Annotated in this window: 18 protein-coding genes; 10 read left to right on the forward strand and 8 right to left on the reverse strand. The window is 67.4% G+C overall.

The genetic code is table 11. The annotated features are described in order from the left end of the window. Window positions 1-28: 28 nt before the first annotated feature. From rsmB to def, 3 genes are read right to left on the reverse strand one after another with little or no spacing between them, the layout of a single operon-like run. The gene (gene rsmB / locus FGS76_RS16355) at window positions 29-1,342 is read right to left on the reverse strand and encodes a 16S rRNA (cytosine(967)-C(5))-methyltransferase RsmB (RefSeq protein WP_138773718.1); all 1,314 of its coding nucleotides are present in this window, start codon (window positions 1,340-1,342) and stop codon (window positions 29-31) included. Beyond that, complete coding sequence (gene fmt / locus FGS76_RS16360; protein ID WP_138773719.1) at window positions 1,335-2,291, reverse strand: methionyl-tRNA formyltransferase; 957 nt, start codon at window positions 2,289-2,291, stop codon at window positions 1,335-1,337. Before fmt ends, rsmB begins: the two co-directional genes overlap by 8 nt. After that, on the reverse strand, window positions 2,291-2,797 hold the full coding sequence (gene def / locus FGS76_RS16365; protein ID WP_138773720.1) for a peptide deformylase: 507 nt from the start codon (window positions 2,795-2,797) through the stop codon (window positions 2,291-2,293). Before def ends, fmt begins: the two co-directional genes overlap by 1 nt. A 167-nt stretch (window positions 2,798-2,964) precedes the next feature. Between def and FGS76_RS16370 the strand changes: the two genes are divergently transcribed. From FGS76_RS16370 to FGS76_RS16395, 6 genes are all read left to right on the forward strand, one after another. Further along, window positions 2,965-4,053: a LysM peptidoglycan-binding domain-containing protein gene (locus FGS76_RS16370; protein WP_205717281.1), complete on the forward strand. Its 1,089-nt coding sequence runs from the start codon at window positions 2,965-2,967 to the stop codon at window positions 4,051-4,053. A gap of 29 nt (window positions 4,054-4,082) precedes the next feature. Next, a complete protein-coding gene (gene dprA, locus FGS76_RS16375; RefSeq protein ID WP_138773722.1) occupies window positions 4,083-5,147 on the forward strand; it encodes a DNA-processing protein DprA in 1,065 nt (354 codons plus the stop codon). A 100-nt stretch (window positions 5,148-5,247) separates the two neighbouring features. Then, window positions 5,248-5,793, forward strand: a complete 546-nt coding sequence (tsaC, locus tag FGS76_RS16380) for an L-threonylcarbamoyladenylate synthase type 1 TsaC (RefSeq protein ID WP_138773723.1) — start codon at window positions 5,248-5,250, stop codon at window positions 5,791-5,793. Window positions 5,794-5,801: 8 nt separating this feature from the next. After that, a complete protein-coding gene (gene hemF, locus FGS76_RS16385; protein ID WP_138773724.1) occupies window positions 5,802-6,710 on the forward strand; it encodes an oxygen-dependent coproporphyrinogen oxidase in 909 nt (302 codons plus the stop codon). Then, complete coding sequence (aroE, locus tag FGS76_RS16390; RefSeq protein ID WP_138773725.1) at window positions 6,707-7,528, forward strand: shikimate dehydrogenase; 822 nt, start codon at window positions 6,707-6,709, stop codon at window positions 7,526-7,528. The genes hemF and aroE overlap by 4 nt, the downstream gene beginning before the upstream one ends. 184 nt (window positions 7,529-7,712) lie before the next feature. After that, window positions 7,713-8,699, forward strand: coding sequence for a lipid A deacylase LpxR family protein (locus FGS76_RS16395; protein ID WP_138773726.1), 987 nt, complete (start codon window positions 7,713-7,715; stop codon window positions 8,697-8,699). A 119-nt stretch (window positions 8,700-8,818) separates the two neighbouring features. Here the strand turns inward: FGS76_RS16395 and FGS76_RS16400 are convergent, their stop codons facing one another. Beyond that, the gene (locus FGS76_RS16400) at window positions 8,819-9,349 is read right to left on the reverse strand and encodes a gamma carbonic anhydrase family protein (RefSeq protein ID WP_138773727.1); all 531 of its coding nucleotides are present in this window, start codon (window positions 9,347-9,349) and stop codon (window positions 8,819-8,821) included. 47 nt (window positions 9,350-9,396) lie between these two features. Here FGS76_RS16400 and prlC point away from each other — a divergent pair, with 47 nt between their 5' ends. From prlC to FGS76_RS16415, 3 genes are all read left to right on the forward strand, one after another. Further along, complete coding sequence (prlC, locus tag FGS76_RS16405) at window positions 9,397-11,433, forward strand: oligopeptidase A (RefSeq protein WP_138773728.1); 2,037 nt, start codon at window positions 9,397-9,399, stop codon at window positions 11,431-11,433. 97 nt (window positions 11,434-11,530) lie between these two features. Further along, window positions 11,531-11,725 (forward strand): YheV family putative metal-binding protein, encoded by a 195-nt coding sequence (locus tag FGS76_RS16410; protein WP_138773729.1) that lies wholly within the window; start codon window positions 11,531-11,533, stop codon window positions 11,723-11,725. Between the two features lie 23 nt (window positions 11,726-11,748). Next, a complete protein-coding gene (locus tag FGS76_RS16415; protein WP_138773730.1) occupies window positions 11,749-12,024 on the forward strand; it encodes a YrhK family protein in 276 nt (91 codons plus the stop codon). A 35-nt stretch (window positions 12,025-12,059) separates the two neighbouring features. On the opposite strand, the gene FGS76_RS16420 is transcribed toward FGS76_RS16415, so the two are convergent. The 3 genes from FGS76_RS16420 to FGS76_RS16430 form a co-directional block, all read right to left on the reverse strand. Then, window positions 12,060-13,259: an FAD-dependent oxidoreductase gene (locus tag FGS76_RS16420; protein WP_138773731.1), complete on the reverse strand. Its 1,200-nt coding sequence runs from the start codon at window positions 13,257-13,259 to the stop codon at window positions 12,060-12,062. 4 nt (window positions 13,260-13,263) lie between these two features. Next, complete coding sequence (locus tag FGS76_RS16425; protein WP_138773732.1) at window positions 13,264-13,881, reverse strand: hypothetical protein; 618 nt, start codon at window positions 13,879-13,881, stop codon at window positions 13,264-13,266. Between the two features lie 175 nt (window positions 13,882-14,056). Beyond that, window positions 14,057-14,833, reverse strand: coding sequence for a ferredoxin--NADP reductase (locus FGS76_RS16430; RefSeq protein ID WP_138773733.1), 777 nt, complete (start codon window positions 14,831-14,833; stop codon window positions 14,057-14,059). 168 nt (window positions 14,834-15,001) lie between these two features. On the opposite strand from FGS76_RS16430, the gene FGS76_RS16435 reads away from it, so the two are divergent. Further along, window positions 15,002-15,892 (forward strand): LysR family transcriptional regulator, encoded by an 891-nt coding sequence (locus FGS76_RS16435; protein ID WP_138773734.1) that lies wholly within the window; start codon window positions 15,002-15,004, stop codon window positions 15,890-15,892. 7 nt (window positions 15,893-15,899) lie between these two features. Here FGS76_RS16435 and FGS76_RS16440 read toward each other — a convergent pair whose 3' ends face one another. Then, on the reverse strand, window positions 15,900-16,763 hold the full coding sequence (locus tag FGS76_RS16440) for a DUF3298 and DUF4163 domain-containing protein (protein WP_138773735.1): 864 nt from the start codon (window positions 16,761-16,763) through the stop codon (window positions 15,900-15,902). Window positions 16,764-16,803: the final 40 nt, after the last annotated feature.

Raw genomic sequence — 16,803 nt, forward strand, 5'->3', positions numbered from 1 at the left:
GTTCGATCGCCTTCTGGTGATGATCGCCCTAAGCACCTTCATCAAGGCGGGCTTTGTCCAGACAGGCAAGGTAGAACCCGTCCGGGCCGTCGTCACGGGGCAGCAATTGCCAGCCCGCCTGCACCGCCACCGCATCGTCCGGGCGGGGCGTATGGTCCTCGGCGTCCGCGGTGCGCGCCAGAAACGCCGCCACCTGCTGGTCGTTCTCGGCGCGCAGCACCGAACAGGTGGCGTACACCAGCCGGCCACCGGGGCGCAGGAGCGGCCATAGTGCATCCAGCATCCGTGCTTGTAAATCCACCAGCGGAGCGATGTCGTCCCGGCGCCGGTGCCACTTCACATCCGGTTGGCGGCGCAGGATGCCGGTGGCGGAGCAGGGCGCGTCCAGCAGGATGGCGTCGAAGGGCGTGCCGTCCCACCAGCCGGCGGGGTCGGCGGCGTCGCCCTCGCGCAGCTCGGCGTCCACGCCCAGGCGCGCCAGGGTGTCGCGCACCCGGTTCAGCCGCGACGCCACCAGATCCAGGGCGGTGACCCGGGCGTCCGGGAAGGCTTCCAGAATCTGGCCGGTCTTGCCGCCGGGGGCGGCGCAGGCGTCCAGCACCCGGCCGCCGGCGGGCAGGTTGAGATATTCCGCCGGCAGCTGCGCGGCTTCGTCCTGCACCGAGAAGGCGCCGGTCTCGAAGTCCGGCAGGGCACCCACCGGGCGCGGCGGGCTCAGATAAAGGCTCCAGGGCGCCAGCTCGCCGGGCCGGGCGCCGTCGCCCAGCAGCGCCAGGGCCTGCTCGCGAGTCTGCCGGCGCCGGTCCGCACGCAGCGTGAAGGGCGGCGGTGCCAGGCTGGCGCGCAGCAGGTCGCCGGCTTGCTCCGGCCAGTCCGCTTCGAACTGGCGCCACAGCCAGTCCGGCAGCGAGCCGGCCACCGCCGGCGGGTAGCCGGCGAAGGCGGTGGCGGCATCGGTGCGGTCGGCCTTGCGCAGCACCGCGTTGGCCAGCCCGCTGGCCCAGCCGGCCTTGAGGCGCCGGCACAGCTCCGGGTAGGCGTTGACCACCGCGTGGGCCGGCCGCTCGCTGAACCAGAGTTCATAGATGCCGCACAGCAGCGCCAGCCGTACCGGCTGGGCCTTGGCCTTGAGCGGCTTCTCGAGCTGATCGTTGAGCCATTGATTAAGGGGGCGCAGATAGCGGCACACACCGAAGCACAGGTCGCGGGTGAGACCACCGGCGCTGCCGTCGGGGACGCCCCGGCGCAGCACTTCGCGCAGGCTGGCGCCATCGCCCTGGCCGGGCAGCACGCGGTTGAGGGCGCGTACCGCCGCCAGACGAGGATCGGGGCTTTCAGCCAAGGAGGGCTCCTGGTTGGAACAGATCGGGATGGCCACGGCGGATTTCCGCCATGGTCAGGGTTTTCTTGCCGGGTAATTGCAGCCGGGTCAGGCGCACGGCGCCGTCGCCGCAGGCCACCGTCAGGCCGTCGTCGCTGACCGTCAGGATACGGCCGGGCTCGGCCTGGTCGTCGCCGGCCTCCGGGGCTTCTTCCGCGCCCCAGATGCGCAGGGGCTGGCCGTTCAGATCCACCCAGGCCACCGGCCAGGGGTTGAAGGCGCGTACCCGGTTGACGATGCCCCGGGCCGGCAGACCGAAGTCGATGCGGGCGCCGGGCTTGCTCAGTTTGTGGGCGTAGGTGACGCCGTCCTCGGGCTGGGGCTCGGCCCGGTCCAGATGGCCGGGCAGGTCATCCAGCACCGTGCTCAGCAGCCGGGCGCCCTGCTCGGCCAGCCGGTCATGCAGCTCGCCGCCGGTCTCCCGGTCGCCGATGGTCAGGGCCTCGCTGAGCAGCATGGGGCCGGTGTCCAGGCCGGCGTCCATCTTCATGATGGTGTTGCCGGTCTCGGTGTCGCCGGCCACGATGGCCCACTGGATCGGCGCCGCGCCGCGCCAGCGCGGCAGCAGCGAGCCGTGCACATTGACGCAGGCCAGACGCGGCAGTTCGAGCACCGCCCGGGGGATGATCAGGCCGTAGGCCACCACGATCAGCGCGTCCAGCTCCAGGTCGGCGATTTGGCGCTGAATCTCCTCGCCTTTCAGGGATTCCGGCTGCAGCACCGGCAGGTCGTGGGCCAGGGCCAGCTGCTTCACCGGGCTTTGCATCACTTTCTTGCCGCGCCCGGCGCCCCGGTCGGGCTGGGTGAGCACGGCGGCGATCTGATGGGGGCCGTCGATCAGGGCGCGCAGGCTGACGGCGGCGAAATCCGGCGTACCGGCGAAGGCGAGACGGAGCGGGGAAAGGCTCATCAGGCGTTCTGGCGCTGGATTTTCTGGAGTTTCTTCTTGATCCGGTCGCGCTTCAGCCGCGACACGTAATCCACGAACAGCTTGCCGTCCAGGTGGTCGATCTCGTGCTGGATGCAGGTGGCCAGGATGCCGTCGGTGACGATCTCGAAGGGCTCGCCGTCGCGGTCCAGGGCGTTGATGCGAACCTTGGCCGGGCGCTGCACTTCCTCATAGAAGCCGGGCACCGACAGGCAGCCCTCCTCGTAGGGGGCCAGGTCCTCGGTGAGCGGGGTGATCTCCGGATTGATGAATACCAGAGGCTGGTTGCGCTCCTCGGACACGTCGATCACCAGCAGGCGCTGATGCACGTTGACCTGGGTGGCCGCCAGGCCGATACCGGACGCGTCGTACATGGTCTCGATCATGTCGTCGATCAGTTTGCGAAGCGCGTCATCCACCTGCTCCACCGGTTTTGCTACGGTGCGAAGCCGTGGGTCGGGAAATTCCAGTATCTCCAGCTTTGCCATGGGGCTCCCGTGGGTCTCTTTTACGGACGAACAGCTACTTGCGAAGCTGCTTTAAATTCGGTTGATAAATCTATGATCGCGTTGCTAATATCCGGGAACGACTGTGCTCGATCCGGGGGTGCGTCCGCCTTCTCGCGGACGCCGATAATGATAAAAGGAATCCGCTGATGATGAAATCGCTGCGGCGAATCCTGTGTCTGGGGGTCCTGTGTCTGGGAATGGGGTCGATCGCCTCCGCGGTGGTCGCCGACACCGTGCGCATGCGTGACGGCCATCCCGATGTCTATTACGTGAAAAAGGGCGACACCCTCTGGGACATCAGTGCCCGGTTCCTGGAGAACCCCTGGCAGTGGCCGGAACTCTGGCACGACAACCCTCAGATCGACAACCCGCATCTGATCTATCCCGGCGATGAAATCCGCCTGCTGTGGACCGATGGCGAGCCCCGCCTGACGGTGCGCCGCGATGGCAAGAGCCGCACCCGGTTGGCCGACGGCACCGTCAAGCTGTCACCCCGGGCCCGCGAGATGGACCGCGACAGCGCCATTCCCGCCATTCCCATGAACGCCATCCAGAGCTACCTGAAGGAAGCCCTGGTGGTGAGCCGCGCCGAGATCAAGGCCGCGCCCTATGTGGTGGGTGGCCAGGACCGCCGGGTGGTCTACGGCATGGGCGATACCATCTATGCCCGCGATCCGGAGCAGCAGTTCGAAAACGCCCCGCCGCGCTACGGCATCTACCGGGTGGGCGAGGAATATGTGGACCCGGAAACCGACGAAGTGCTGGGCTACGAGGCCCGCCAGATCGGTCTGGCCACCATCACCGCCCACGACGACGACATGGTCACCATGAGGCTGGTGCGCTCCTCCGAGGACGTGCGCGTGGACGACCGCCTGTTCCCGCAACCGGACCGGCGGGTGCGCGCGGTGCTCTATCCCCATGCGCCGGCGGAGAAAACCACCGGCCACATCATCCGCTTCTTCGACCGCATCAACAGCGTGGCCCGTAACGACGTGGTGGTGATCAACAAGGGCGAAATCGACGGCATGGAGCCCGGCCATGTGCTGGATATCTTCCAGGAAGGCGAACTGGTGCGCGACCGTCAGCGCGACGAGACGGTGCGCCTGCCCCGCTCCCGCTCCGGCACCCTGGTGCTGTTCCGGGTGTACGAAAAAGTCAGCTACGGCCTGATCATGGAATCGATCCGGCCCATTTACATGAAAGACATCGTGGAAAGCCCGGAGGGCAGTTACTGACCTTCCCGGCGCGCACAGGGAGGTGCGCGATGGACTCTCAACTTAAACGGCTGGCCCTGGCCGCCGCCTTTTCCCCCGCCTCCGCCCGGCTTGGCCGGGCGCTGCGCGAACGATCCCCGGACCGTCACCGGCCGCTGGATTATCTGAAGCATCTGCCGCCGGCCGGCGATGCCCGCTTGCTGCGTGAACCTGAAACCCTGGCGCCGGTGCTGGACAGTCTGGCCGCCCACGGCTGGCGCTGGCTGGCCCTGGGGGACGCCGACTATCCCTCGTTGCTGGCGGACCTGGACGACGCGCCGGGGGTGCTGGCGGTACGCGGCGACCCGGCGGTGCTGGCCACCCCGCAGCTGGCCATGGTGGGCGCACGCAGCGCCAGCGCCGATGGCCTGGACAACGCCCACCGTTTCGCCCGCGCCTTCGCCTCCGCCGGCTTCACCGTGACCAGCGGCCTGGCCCTGGGGGTGGACGGCGCCGCCCACCAGGGGGCCCTGGCCGCCGACGGGCGCACCGTGGCGGTGCTGGGCTGCGGGCCGGACCGGGTGTACCCGGCCCGCCATGCCGCCCTCGCCGAGCGCATCGTCGAGGGCGGCGGCGCCCTGGTCACCGAGTTCGGCCCCGGGGCCGGGCCGCTGGGGCCGCACTTTCCCATGCGCAACCGGGTGATCAGCGGCTTGAGTCTGGCCACCGTGGTGGTGGAGGCGGCGCTGCGCAGCGGCTCGCTGATCACCGCCCGCACCGCCGCCGAACAGGGCCGGGAAGTGTTCGCCGTGCCCGGCTCCCTGCACAATCCGCTCAGCAAGGGCTGCCACCGACTGCTGCGCGACGGCGCCAACTGGCTGGAAAGCGTGGACGACGTGCTGGCCGCCTTCGGCGACTTCCGCCGCACGGTGGAACACAGCCCCGCGCTCAACGCCACCCGGCCCACCGGGCTGCTTGGCCACTTCACCGGTGGCGTCAACGATCTGGATAGCCTGTGCCGGCGCAGCGGCCTGCCGATGGCGGAACTGGCCGACCAGCTGGCGGAGCTGGAGCTGGAAGGGCGGGTACGGCGGGTGGCCGGCGGTTACACGGCCAGGTCGGCGCCGCCGGAGTGATACCGGGCCGGGCACCCGGCTGGCCGCGCCACGGTGGCAGCGGGTATGCTTGCGCCCGTTGCCTTATTATCCCGTTTATTAATCCGACCAGTCAGCCCACATGAACCAGCATCTGGACACGGCCCTCCGCATCCTCCGCGCCGGCGGAGTTATCGCCTATCCCACGGAAACCGTTTACGGCCTGGGCTGCGACCCCTTTGACGAAGCGGCGGTGCGCCGGGTGCTGGCGATCAAGCAGCGGCCGGTGGAAAAAGGGCTGATCCTGCTGGCCGCTGACCTGGAGCAGCTGGACGGGCTGGTGATTCTGGACGACGCCCAGCGTCGCCATCTGGCCGCCACTTGGCCGGCGCCGGTGACCTACCTGCTGCCGGCCACCGAGCGGGTGCCGGCCTGGATTCGCGGCGCCCACCACAAGGTGGCGGTGCGGGTCGGCCCGCATCCGGTGGCCCGGGCCCTGGCCCGGGGGCTGGGAACGCCGCTGGTCTCCACCAGCGCCAACCGGGCCGGCCGGCCCTCCGCGCGCAACCGTTTTCTGGCGGCGCGCCATCTCGGCGAGGACGTGGACTTCGTGGTCACCGGTGACAGTGATCCGCACGCCCGCCCCTCCACCATCATTGATTTGCAAAGCGGCCGCGTGCTGCGTTGAGGAAGAACATGCAAGACGTGTCCCCGCGGGCCGTGAAGGCCTGGTTGCTGGAACTGCAGGATCGCATCGTGGCGGAACTGGAAGCCGAGGACGGCGGCGGGCGGTTTATCGAGGACGCCTGGGACCGGGCCGAAGGCGGTGGCGGGCGCAGCCGGGTGCTTGCCGACGGCGCCGTGTTCGAGAAGGCCGGGGTGAACTTTTCCCATGTGTTCGGCGACCGCCTGCCGCCGTCCGCCTCCGCCCACCGGCCGGAGCTGGCCGGGCGCTCGTTCCAGGCCATGGGAGTGTCGCTGGTGATCCATCCCCACAACCCCTATGTGCCCACCAGCCACGCCAACGTGCGCTTCTTCGTCGCCGAAAAAGAAGGCGAGGCGCCGGTGTGGTGGTTCGGGGGTGGCTTCGACCTGACCCCGTTCTATGGCTTCGAGGAAGACGCGGTGGCCTGGCACCGCACCGCCCGGGACGCCTGCGCGCCGTTCGGCGAGGACATCTACCCGGAGTTCAAGGCCTGGTGCGACCGGTATTTCCATATCAAACACCGGGATGAACCGCGCGGCGTGGGCGGCCTGTTCTTCGACGACTTCAACCGCCTCGGTTTCGAGGACAGCTTCGCCCTGACGCGCAGCATCGGCGACGCCTACGTGCGCGCCTACCGGCCCATCGTGGCGCGCCGCAAGGCCACGCCCTTCGGCCAGCGCGAGCGGGACTTCCAGCTCTACCGGCGCGGCCGCTATGTGGAATTCAATCTGGTCTATGACCGGGGCACCCTGTTCGGCCTGCAGTCCGGCGGGCGCACCGAGTCCATTCTTATGTCGCTGCCGCCGCTGGTGCGCTGGGACTACGACTGGCAACCGCAGGCGGGAACCCCGGAGGCGGAGCTGTGCGAGAAGTTTCTGGTTCATCGGGAGTGGCTATGAGCGATCGCTACGCGGTGTTCGGCAATCCGGTGCGCCATTCCCGCTCACCGGACATCCATCACGCCTTCGCCGCCCAGCGCGGCGAGGACCTGAGCTACGAACGCATCGAGGCGCCGGTGGATGGCTTTCCGGCGGCGGTGGCGGCGTTCTTCGACGCCGGCGGGCGCGGCGCCAACGTCACCGTGCCGTTCAAGGAACAGGCCTGGGAGCTGTGCGATGAACTCACCGACCGGGCCCGGCAGGCCGGCGCGGTGAACACCCTGTGGCGCCGCGACGGGGTGCTGCACGGCGACAACACCGACGGCGCCGGCCTGGTGGCGGATCTGCGTGGCAATCAGGGCTGGGCCCTGGGCGATAAGCGCCTGCTGATCCTGGGGGCCGGCGGCGCGGTGCGCGGCGTGCTCGGCCCGCTGCTGGCCCAGGCCCCGTCGCAACTGGTGATCGCCAACCGCACGGTGGCCCGGGCGGAGACCCTGGTGGAGCGGTTCGCGGGTTCAGGCGTTGCGCTGTACGCCAGTGACCTGGATGCCCTGCAAGGGCCCTTCGACGTGATCATCAACGCCATCTCCGCCGGCCTGCACGGCGACATGCCGCCGCTGCCCGACGGTCTGGTCGGTGAGGCCACGGTGGCGTATGACATGGTGTATGGCGCCGAACCCACGCCGTTCATGAAATGGGCGCGGGCGGCGGGCGCGGTGGCGGTGTGCGACGGCTTGGGCATGCTCGTGGAGCAGGCGGCGGAGGCCTACCAGGTGTGGCGCGGCCACCGTCCGGAAACCGCTCCTGTGCTCACCGGGCTGCGGCACGCCCAGGGCTGACTCCGGCCGGCCACGGCGCCGGTGTTTTACAAATTTTGTCGTCGCGCCGCTGGTGATGGCGGCGCTGACAAGGTGAAATATTGTGCGGTGGTCGCCGGGGCGGCCACCTTTTCCGCCTGTTTTATTTTTATTGGCGCCGTTCGCTCGGCGTGCTTGCCCGTTTGCGTTTCGTGGAGATTCACCAATGCGTGCACTGTACGGTGTAGTGGCACTGGTCGGCCTGCTGGGTCCGGCTTGGGGTCAGGCCGATACCCTGGGCTTTTCCTGGGACAACGATTTGTTCCTGGGCCAGGACAAGAACTACACCAACGGCGTGCGCTTCAGCTGGGTGGGCGACGGCCAGGCCGACTGCGAGCACGGCGGCGGCGCCACCTGCGCGGTGGCGCGCACCCTGGACCCGCTGCCCGGCATCGCGGTCGGCGATGAACACCACGCGCTCACGGTCAGCCTGCAGCAGATCATGATCACCCCTTCGGACATCGAGCGGTCGACGCCGGATTACAGCGACCTGCCCTATGTGGGCTACTCCAATCTGGAATTGGGGCTGTTCAGCTGGGATCAGCGCAACCTGTTCGGTTACGGTGTGCGCGCCGGGGTGGTGGGCCCGGACTCCGGCGCCGAGAACAGCCAGAAATTCGTGCACCGGGTGGTGGGCTCCAACGAACCCCAGGGGTGGGACAACCAGCTCGGGCCGGATGCCATCGGCGGCGTCTGGTTTCTGCATGCCCATCGGCTGTTCCGCCATACCGGCGATAACGGCTATCAAACCGAACTGGGCACCGCCTGGAGCGTGGACGCCAACAACTTTGACGGCAACGCCCAGGCCGGCGGTTTCGTGCGCTTCGGGCGCAATCTGCCGGGCAATTTCATCCCCGACTACGCCGGCATCGGCACCGCCGGCTCCCTGGTGGGCCTGTTCGACCATCGCGGTTTCGGCTGGGAGCTGTTCCTGGGCCTGGCCGGCCAGTACAACGGCTACTCCTACATCGAGGAGCACGGCGACCTCTACGACATCAAGGCCCGGGACTTCACCGGCGCCGCCATCGGCGGCTTCGGCGTGCGCAACGACGGTTTCAGTTTCACCATGACGCTGCAGACTTCCACCTCGCCCCTGCGCGACAGCAACGACCTGGTCAGCTTCGGCAATCTGTCGTTCATGTGGGCGATCTGATGCCCGGCGTGCCGATCCTTCCCCCCCTGTAGGAGCGGCTTCAGCCGCGATCAGGCCGGGCCGCTGCCCGCACGCCGTTTTCGCGGCTGAAGCCGCTCCTACAGCGGACACCACCGGCGTCAGGGGTTCAGGTACTGGTCCTTGAGCTTCACGTAGTTGCCGGCCACATAGGGCAGAAAGCGGCGCTCCTTCTCGGTCAGTTCGCGCACCGGCCGCGCCGGCCTGCCCCGGTACAACCAGCCGGATTCCAGCCGCTTGCCCGGGCTCACCAGGCTGCCGGCGGCCAGCATCACATCGCTTTCCACCACCGCGCCGTCCATGATCATGGCCTGCATGCCGATCATCACCCGGTCGCCCACGGTGCAACCATGCAGCATGGCCTGGTGACCGATGGTCACATCCTCGCCGATCTCCAGGGGAAAGCCGTCGGGATTGAACTCCGAAGCGTGTGTGATGTGCAGCACCGCGTTATCCTGGACGCTGGTGCGGGCGCCCACGCGGATACGGTGCATGTCGCCGCGCACCACGGCCCCGGGCCACAGGGAACTGTCGTCGCCAAGCACCACGTCACCGATCACGGTGGCGGCCGGGTCCACGTAGACCCGCTGGCCCAGTGCCGGTGCCTTGTTCTGGAAGTGACGAATCCCCATCTTAATGCTCCTGATATCGTGTTTACCCGTTTATACCGAGAGGTCCCATGAGCCACAATCCGCTGATCGATTATCCGGATCTGCCCCCGTTCTCCGAAATCCGCCCCGAGCACGTCCAGCCGGCGGTGGAAGCCCTGGTGGCGGCCGGCCGCGAGCGCATCCGCGAGGTGCTGGCCAAGGGCGATTTCAGCTACCGCGCTCTGGAGCAGACCCTGGCCGAGGAAGATGACCGGCTGGGCAAGGCATTCGGCCCGGTGGGGCATCTCAATGCGGTGGCCCAGAATGAGACCCTGCGTGAAGCCTACAACGCCTGCCTGCCGCTGCTCAGCGAATACGGCACCGAGGTGGGCCAGAACGAAGACCTGTTCGCCGCCTACCAGGCACTGCGCGACAGCGACGAATTCCAGCAGCTTACCCCGGCCCAGCGCAAGGACATCGACAATACCCTGCGTGATTTCCGGCTGTCCGGCGTGGCCCTTTCCGGGGAGCAGAAAAAACAGTACATGGAGAACGCCAAGCGGCTGTCGGAGCTGACCACCCGCTTCGAGAACAACCTGCTGGACGCCACCCAGGCCTGGAAAAAACACGTCACCGATGAGAGCGAGCTGGTCGGCCTGCCGGAAACTGCCCTGGCCGGCACCGCCGACCGGGCCCGCGCCGAGGGCCTGGAGGAAGGCTGGCTGCTGACCCTGGATGTGCCGGTGTTCTTCGCGGTGATGAGCCATGCCCGCAACCGTGCCCTACGCGAGGAAATGTACCGCGCCTTCACCACCCGGGCCTCCGACCAGGGGCCCCAGGCCGGTGAGTACGACAACGCGGCGGTGATGGACGAGATTCTCAAGCTGCGCCACGAGCAGGCCAATCTGCTCGGCTTCGCCCATTACGCGGACAAATCCCTGGCCACCAAGATGGCCCGGGACGTGGACGAGGTCACTACTTTCCTGCGTGACCTGGCGCGGCGCGCCAAACCCCAGGCCGAGCAGGAACTGGCGGAGTTGGAGGCGTTCGCCGCCGAACAGGGCGCCGACGATCTGCAGCCCTGGGACCTGGGTTTCTGGAGCGAGCGGCTGCGCGAAGCGCGCTATGACCTGTCCGAGGAAGCGCTGCGGCCCTGGTTCCCGGCGGAGACCGTGATCGACGGCATGTTCCAGGTGGTGGGCCGGCTGTTCGGCATCCGCTTCCTGCCCCGCGAGGACGTGGACACCTGGCACCCGGACGTGCGTTTCTACGAACTGGTGGACGACGACGGCAGCGTGCGCGCCGCCTTTTATCTGGACATGTACGCGCGCACCGGCAAACGCGGTGGCGCCTGGATGGACGACGCCCGCATCCGTCGGCGCCGCCCGGACGGCTCCCTGCAAACGCCGGTGGCCTACCTCACCTGTAACTTCGCGCCGCCGGCCGGCGGCAAGCCCGGCCTGCTCACCCACGACGAGGTGGTGACCCTGTTCCACGAGTTTGGCCACGGTCTGCACCATATGCTCACCGAGCAGGACGTGCCGGGCATTTCCGGCATCAATGGCGTGGCCTGGGACGCGGTGGAGCTGCCCAGCCAGTTTCTCGAGAACTGGTGCTGGACCGAGGAAGGCCTGGCGCTGATTTCCGGCCACTATGAAAGCGGCGAGCCGCTGCCCAAGGAAATGCTCGACAGGATGCTGGCGGCCAAGAATTTCCACAGCGCCATGGGCATGATGCGGCAGCTGGAATTCTCCCTGTTCGACATGCGCCTGCACGCGGAATACGGTGAGGGCCTGAGCATCCAGCAGGTGCTCGACGAAGTGCGCGAGGAAGTGTCGGTGGTGCGGCCGCCGGCGTTCAACCGCTTCCAGAACGGGTTCTCGCACATTTTCGCCGGCGGGTACGCGGCGGGCTATTACAGCTACAAATGGGCGGAGGTGCTGTCCTGTGACGCCTATTCCCGGTTCGAGGAAGAAGGCCCGTTCAACGCCGACACCGGCCGGGACTTCCGCGAGAAAATCCTTGCCCTGGGCGGCAGCCAGGAACCCATGGACCTGTTCGTGGCCTTCCGTGGCCGGGAGCCCAGCGTGGAACCCCTGCTGCGCCACAGCGGCATTGAAGGATAAGCCGGATCGCGGCTGAAGCCGCTCCTACAAGCACGGGCGCGCAACCTTGTAGGAGCGACTTCAGTCGCGATCCCCGCGATCCCCAAGGAGCCAAATCATGAAACGTCAGTTCATCGCCGGCGCCGCCTGCCCGTCCTGCGGCGCCATGGATCGTGTCCAGCGCTGCCTGGACGGCGAGCGCATCTGGATGGAGTGCGTGGCCTGCGGCATGGTGCGCGATCTGGACGAGCAGCCCGCCGCCGTCGATGCCAATGAACAACCGGTCGCTTTGCGAGGGCCAAAAACACGCTGATTGGAGCAATAAGGGAGGAGAGCATGGCGCACCGTCGAGTCGACGACCCGCTAACGCTGCATCTGGGGCATGAGGAACTGGTGATCCGGCGACGCTATGAGACGCTGAGCATCATCAACGATTTTCTGATCGCTATCTGGTTTCTGCTGGGCAGCATTCTGTTTCTCTACCCCAGCCTGGCGCAACCCGCCGCCTGGATGTTCATCATCGGCAGTTTTCAGTTTCTGATCCGCCCCACCCTGCGGCTGATCAGCCATCTTCATCTGCAGCGCATGCCGGAAAGCAGCTGGGAGCGATAGCGGCCTGGCGGCTAAAGCGGAGCGCCTGGCCGTTCCTAGCGCATAAAGCCGGTCTTCAGGCCCGCCGTGGTGCGCGCCATTTCCCGGCGCAGCCAGGGCACCCGGTCCATGGCCGGGAACAGGGCATCGCGGGCGGCCGGTACCAGGCGCCCGTGGGACTGGAACGCTGGCGTTAGCCAACGGCTCATGCGTTGATAAAAGCGGATGCCGCCCCGGCGGGCCCGGTGGTAACGGGCCCAGACCGCTGGCCAGTCGGCGCTGGCGGCCACCGCCGAGGCGATTTCCCGGGCGTCCAGCAGCGCCATGTTGGCGCCCTGGCCAAGCTGCGGGCTCATGGCGTGGGCGGCGTCGCCCAGAAAGCCCAGCCGACCGGCGCCCCAGCGCCGCATGATCACATCCCGATAGGTGGCCACCAGCAGGTCCGAGGGCGCGTTTAATCCTTCCAGCACCGGTGCCAGCCGGGGCCAGGCCTCCAGGGCCCGGGCCTTCCAGGCATGGAAATCCACCTCGCCGGCCCGCCAGCGGTCCAGTTCCGTGACCGTCAGACTCCAGAAGAAGCTCACCAGATTCTGATCCGGCGCCGCCGGCGAGCGCCCGGTGGGCAGCAGGCCGGCCATGGTGTGGGCGCCCTGGTAGCGTTGCCGCAGGCAATTCGGGTCCAGGTCCGTGGGCATGGGACGCATCGCCCAGATCGCCCCCCAGGGGTAGCGGCGGTCATAGCGCACCCAGGCCGGCGGGCGCAGTCGGCTGTGGCTGCCGTTGGCCACCAGTACCGCGTCGAAGCGGCGGCGCCGGTGGTGGCCGTCCTGATCCAGATCCAGCCAAACCCGGTCGTCGCCGTGTGCCAGGGCGCGCACCCGGGAGCCGGTGAGTCGTTCATGGGGCAGGGCCTGGAGGGCTTCGTCCAGGGTCTGGCAGAGGCTGGCCCGGTGCACGCCCAGACCTTCCAGGCCCGGTTCCAGGCTGGCGTAGCGCACCTGCATCACGGTGCGGCCTTCCGGGGTGTCGCCGAACAGGCTGTGAATCGGCGCGCCGCGTTCGCGGATCGGGCCGGCCAGCCCCATCTCGGTGAGTACCGTCAGCCCCGACGGCTGCAGCAGCAGGCCGGCGCCCACCGGCGCGGGCGCCGGGGCCTGCTCGATCAGGGTGACGCGGTGGCCTTGCCGGGCCAGCAGGCAGGCACTGGCCAGGCCGGCGGTGCCGGCGCCGACCACGCCGATGGCTTGCGGCTTCATGGCGTCAGAGCGGGGACCAGTTCATCTGGCTCAGCGAATACAGGAAGAACCCGGCGCCGATCAGCGCCAGCACCATCAGCACCGTGGCGATGATGCCCAGCACCAGCCCGGCGGTGGTCTGGCCACGGCCCTCGGGGTCCATCTCGCCCCGGTTCATGGCGCCCAGGTCCCGGGCCGCCAGAATCCAGGCCACGGTGCCGATTGGCGCGAACACCAGCATCCCCAGCAGCCCCATGACCAGCATGGCGGTGCCCCGGTGCGGGCGCAGGGCGGTGTTGGCGACGGCGTGCGCCGTGCTCGCCGGCACCGGCGCCGCCGGACGCTCCACGAACGCCGCCGCCAGCAACAGGCCGGTCACCGAGACGCCGAACACGAAGTGTACCGAGGACACCAGAATGCCGTACATGTCCCAGCTGAGGGAGCCGCTGCCGGCCAGGTCGATCAGAACGGTCATGGTGAACACGGTGAACACGGACTGAAGCAGCAACAGAATGCAGGCGATGATCACCATGGTCGCGGCCTTGGGCGACCGTTTGTGGAAGACGATGCCCAGCACAATGCCTACCAGCGCGGGGATCACCAGGGGCAGAATGGCCGTTAGGCTGGAAATCAGGGAGGACATGGCGTGAATCTCCTTGGCGGCTGAATCGCGGAAACATACCGGTCCGCATGGCGGTTGTCATGGAAAGCGGCCACGGAATCCATCAATAACGAATAAAAAATCCATCGCGGCTAAAGCCGCGATAAACAAAAAACCCCGCCGGGCGGCGGGGCGGAATACTGAAGATTCAGCGCGATTACTTTTCGACGAAGGCCCGTTCGATCACGTACTCGTGGGCGTTGCCGCCCCGGGACTCGCGGAAGCCCCAGCCGTCGAGAATATCGGTCAGGTCCTTGAGCATCGCCGGGCTGCCACACAGCATGAAGCGGTCTTCTTCCAGATTCGGCTTCGGCAGGTTGAGATCCTCGAAGATCTTGCCGGAGGTCATCAGGTCGGTGAGGCGGCCCTTGTTGCGGTACGGCTCCCGGGTCACGGTGGGGTAGTACAGCAGCTGGTCGCGCACGTACTCACCGAAGAATTCGTTGTTCGGCAGTTCGTTCTCGATGATGTCCTTGTAAGCCAGCTCGGAGGTGTAACGCACCCCGTGGGTCAGGATCACCTGGTCGAACTGATCGTAGATCTCCGGGTCCTTGATGATGCTCATGAACGGCGCCAGGCCGGTGCCAGTGGACAGCAGCCACAGGCGTTTGCCCGGCAGCAGGTGGTCTGCCACCAGGGTGCCGGTGGGCTTGCGGCTCACGTAGATCTTGTCGCCGGGCTGGATTTTCTGCAGCTGCGAGGTGAGCGGGCCGTCCGGCACCTTGATGCTGAAGAACTCCAGCTCTTCCTCGTAGTTGGCGCTGGCGATGGAATAGGCGCGCAGCAGCGGCCGGCCACCCTCCTGCTCCAGGCCGATCATGGTGAAATGACCGTTCTTGAAGCGGAAACCCGGGTCCCGGCTGGTGGTGAAGCTGAACAGCGTGTCGTTCCAATGGTGGACGCTGGTGACGGTTTCAGTATTCAAATTTGACATAAGCTAATGCGCTTTTATTCCGAAATCTTCAGTTGGTGAGAATGTAACCATTTTGCTGATATCGGTAAAATGGGTAATTCCGATATTTGATATCGGCTCCGCCGATAATTAAACGCTAATAGTTCCCATTTGTGCGCCGCGGACGCATATATACACTGGATTACCGCCATGCGCTATACCCTCCGGCAGCTGGAAGTCTTCCTCGCCACCGCCCATTTCGAGAACGTCAGCCGTGCCGCCGCCCATCTCAGCATGTCCCAATCCGCCGCCTCCGGGGCGCTCAAGGAACTGGAATCCCAGTTCGAGGTGAAGCTGTTCGAGCGCGCCGGCAAGCGGCTGCGCCTCAACGAACTGGGCCGCCAGCTCTGGCCCCGGGCGGAGGCGCTGCTGGCCCAGGCCCGGGATCTGGAAGCCGGCCTGCTGGCCCACCAGGCCCTGGGGCAGCTCAAGGTGGGGGCGACCCTCACCATCGGCAACTATCTGGCGGTCAGCATCATGGCCCGCTACATGGCCGAGCAGCCCGGCGCCCGGGTGCAACTGGAAGTGGCCAACACTCGCAATATTGTTGATCGGGTATTGGGCTTCGACCTTGATCTGGGTCTGATCGAGGGCGAAATCAATCACCGTGATCTGGACCTGCTGCCCTGGCGGGACGACGAGCTGGTGGTGTTCTGCGCGCCGGACCACCCCCTGGCCGGCCGCGAGCGGCTCGACGATGAGGACCTGAAGGCCGCCACCTGGATCGTCCGCGAGCCCGGCTCCGGCACTCGTCAGACCTTCGAGCGCGGCATGCATGGCATCCTGTCGGATCTGCACCTGTTGCTGGAGCTGGAGCACACCGAGGCGATCAAACGGGCGGTGGAAACCGGCCTGGGCATCAGCTGCCTGTCGCGGGTGTCCCTGCGCGAGGCGTTCCGGCGCGGCTCCCTGGTGCCGCTGGCGGTGCCGCACCGGGATTTCAGCCGCGCCTTCTACTTTGTACTGCACCGGGAAAAATACCGCAGCCCCGGGGTGGAGCGCTGGCTGCAGTTGTGCCTGGGGTCCAGCGCTCCGGGCTGAGCGGGTTTCAATGTGGCCGGTAACGCGGCCGCACCACGCCTTCCAGGTCCTTCCAGGGCACGGTCAGTTGGGGCTGGCCCATGGCATAGGGGGCGATGCTGTACACGTTGTAGTGCAGCAGCACACCGTTGCGGGTGAGCCGGTAGGAATCGGTCTGCTGGAACGGCCAGTCATCGCGGAAGCCGCTGTCCGACGGCGCTTCCTTTTCCACCCAGCGGCCATGGGCCCGCTCGGCGGCGTCCCAGAACGCCTGCTCCTGGCCGGGCTCGATCAACCGGCCCAGCGGCACCGCGTGGTTCTCGCCCAGATCCCAGTTCAGCCAGCGGGTGACCGGCAGGCCGTGGGCGCCGCCGGTGAATTCATAGGTGTTGATGGCGATGGTGACCAGGTCCTTCCAGCGACCCAGCTGCTTGGTGTCGCCGGACAGTTCCCAGCCATGGCTGTCCTCGCCGGAGAGGCCGGCGGCGGTGTCGAGAAACTGCCCGGCGGCGGCCTCCAGGCTGTCCGGGCTGTCCGGGTTTTCGCCGCTGACCACCAGCTGCGAGGCGAGCTGGCGGCGCACCGCCGCGTTCAGTTCCGGTTGCCCCTCATAGACCTGCAGGCGTACCTCGAACTTGGGGCAGTCGTCGCCGTCGCAGCCCTCCGGGCGCCGCTCCAGGGTTTCCATCTGGTGGTCCAGCTTGGCGGGCACCGGGCGGCTGCTCTCCGCCGGGGTGCCGCTGTCCGGTGCCGCCGGTTGTTCAGTGCCGCTGTCGGTGCCGGCGTCCTGCTTGGGCGGTGCCTGGTTGCTGTTGTCGCAGGCGGCCAGCGACAAGGCCAGGGCCAGGGCGGAGGCGATCAATAGGGGCGGTTGCCCGGAGCGGCGCATCATGGCGAATTCCCGTTGGTTCCATTAAAAAAGGTGCGGCTGG

It is taken from the genome of Alloalcanivorax gelatiniphagus (assembly GCF_005938655.1).
In the GTDB taxonomy this organism is placed as follows: domain Bacteria; phylum Pseudomonadota; class Gammaproteobacteria; order Pseudomonadales; family Alcanivoracaceae; genus Alloalcanivorax; species Alloalcanivorax gelatiniphagus.

What these genes read in the sequence shown, in the direction of transcription:
- fmt (WP_138773719.1), bottom strand. Translation starts at nt 2,291, where the DNA reads ATGAGCCTTTCCCCGCTCCGTCTCGCCTTCGCCGGTACGCCGGATTTC.
- def (WP_138773720.1), bottom strand. Translation starts at nt 2,797, where the DNA reads ATGGCAAAGCTGGAGATACTGGAATTTCCCGACCCACGGCTTCGCACC.
- FGS76_RS16370 (WP_205717281.1), top strand. Translation starts at nt 2,965, where the DNA reads ATGATGAAATCGCTGCGGCGAATCCTGTGTCTGGGGGTCCTGTGTCTG.
- dprA (WP_138773722.1), top strand. Translation starts at nt 4,083, where the DNA reads ATGGACTCTCAACTTAAACGGCTGGCCCTGGCCGCCGCCTTTTCCCCC.
- tsaC (WP_138773723.1), top strand. Translation starts at nt 5,248, where the DNA reads ATGAACCAGCATCTGGACACGGCCCTCCGCATCCTCCGCGCCGGCGGA.
- hemF (WP_138773724.1), top strand. Translation starts at nt 5,802, where the DNA reads ATGCAAGACGTGTCCCCGCGGGCCGTGAAGGCCTGGTTGCTGGAACTG.
- aroE (WP_138773725.1), top strand. Translation starts at nt 6,707, where the DNA reads ATGAGCGATCGCTACGCGGTGTTCGGCAATCCGGTGCGCCATTCCCGC.
- FGS76_RS16395 (WP_138773726.1), top strand. Translation starts at nt 7,713, where the DNA reads ATGCGTGCACTGTACGGTGTAGTGGCACTGGTCGGCCTGCTGGGTCCG.
- FGS76_RS16400 (WP_138773727.1), bottom strand. Translation starts at nt 9,349, where the DNA reads ATGGGGATTCGTCACTTCCAGAACAAGGCACCGGCACTGGGCCAGCGG.
- prlC (WP_138773728.1), top strand. Translation starts at nt 9,397, where the DNA reads ATGAGCCACAATCCGCTGATCGATTATCCGGATCTGCCCCCGTTCTCC.
- FGS76_RS16410 (WP_138773729.1), top strand. Translation starts at nt 11,531, where the DNA reads ATGAAACGTCAGTTCATCGCCGGCGCCGCCTGCCCGTCCTGCGGCGCC.
- FGS76_RS16415 (WP_138773730.1), top strand. Translation starts at nt 11,749, where the DNA reads ATGGCGCACCGTCGAGTCGACGACCCGCTAACGCTGCATCTGGGGCAT.
- FGS76_RS16420 (WP_138773731.1), bottom strand. Translation starts at nt 13,259, where the DNA reads ATGAAGCCGCAAGCCATCGGCGTGGTCGGCGCCGGCACCGCCGGCCTG.
- FGS76_RS16425 (WP_138773732.1), bottom strand. Translation starts at nt 13,881, where the DNA reads ATGTCCTCCCTGATTTCCAGCCTAACGGCCATTCTGCCCCTGGTGATC.
- FGS76_RS16430 (WP_138773733.1), bottom strand. Translation starts at nt 14,833, where the DNA reads ATGTCAAATTTGAATACTGAAACCGTCACCAGCGTCCACCATTGGAAC.
- FGS76_RS16435 (WP_138773734.1), top strand. Translation starts at nt 15,002, where the DNA reads ATGCGCTATACCCTCCGGCAGCTGGAAGTCTTCCTCGCCACCGCCCAT.
- FGS76_RS16440 (WP_138773735.1), bottom strand. Translation starts at nt 16,763, where the DNA reads ATGATGCGCCGCTCCGGGCAACCGCCCCTATTGATCGCCTCCGCCCTG.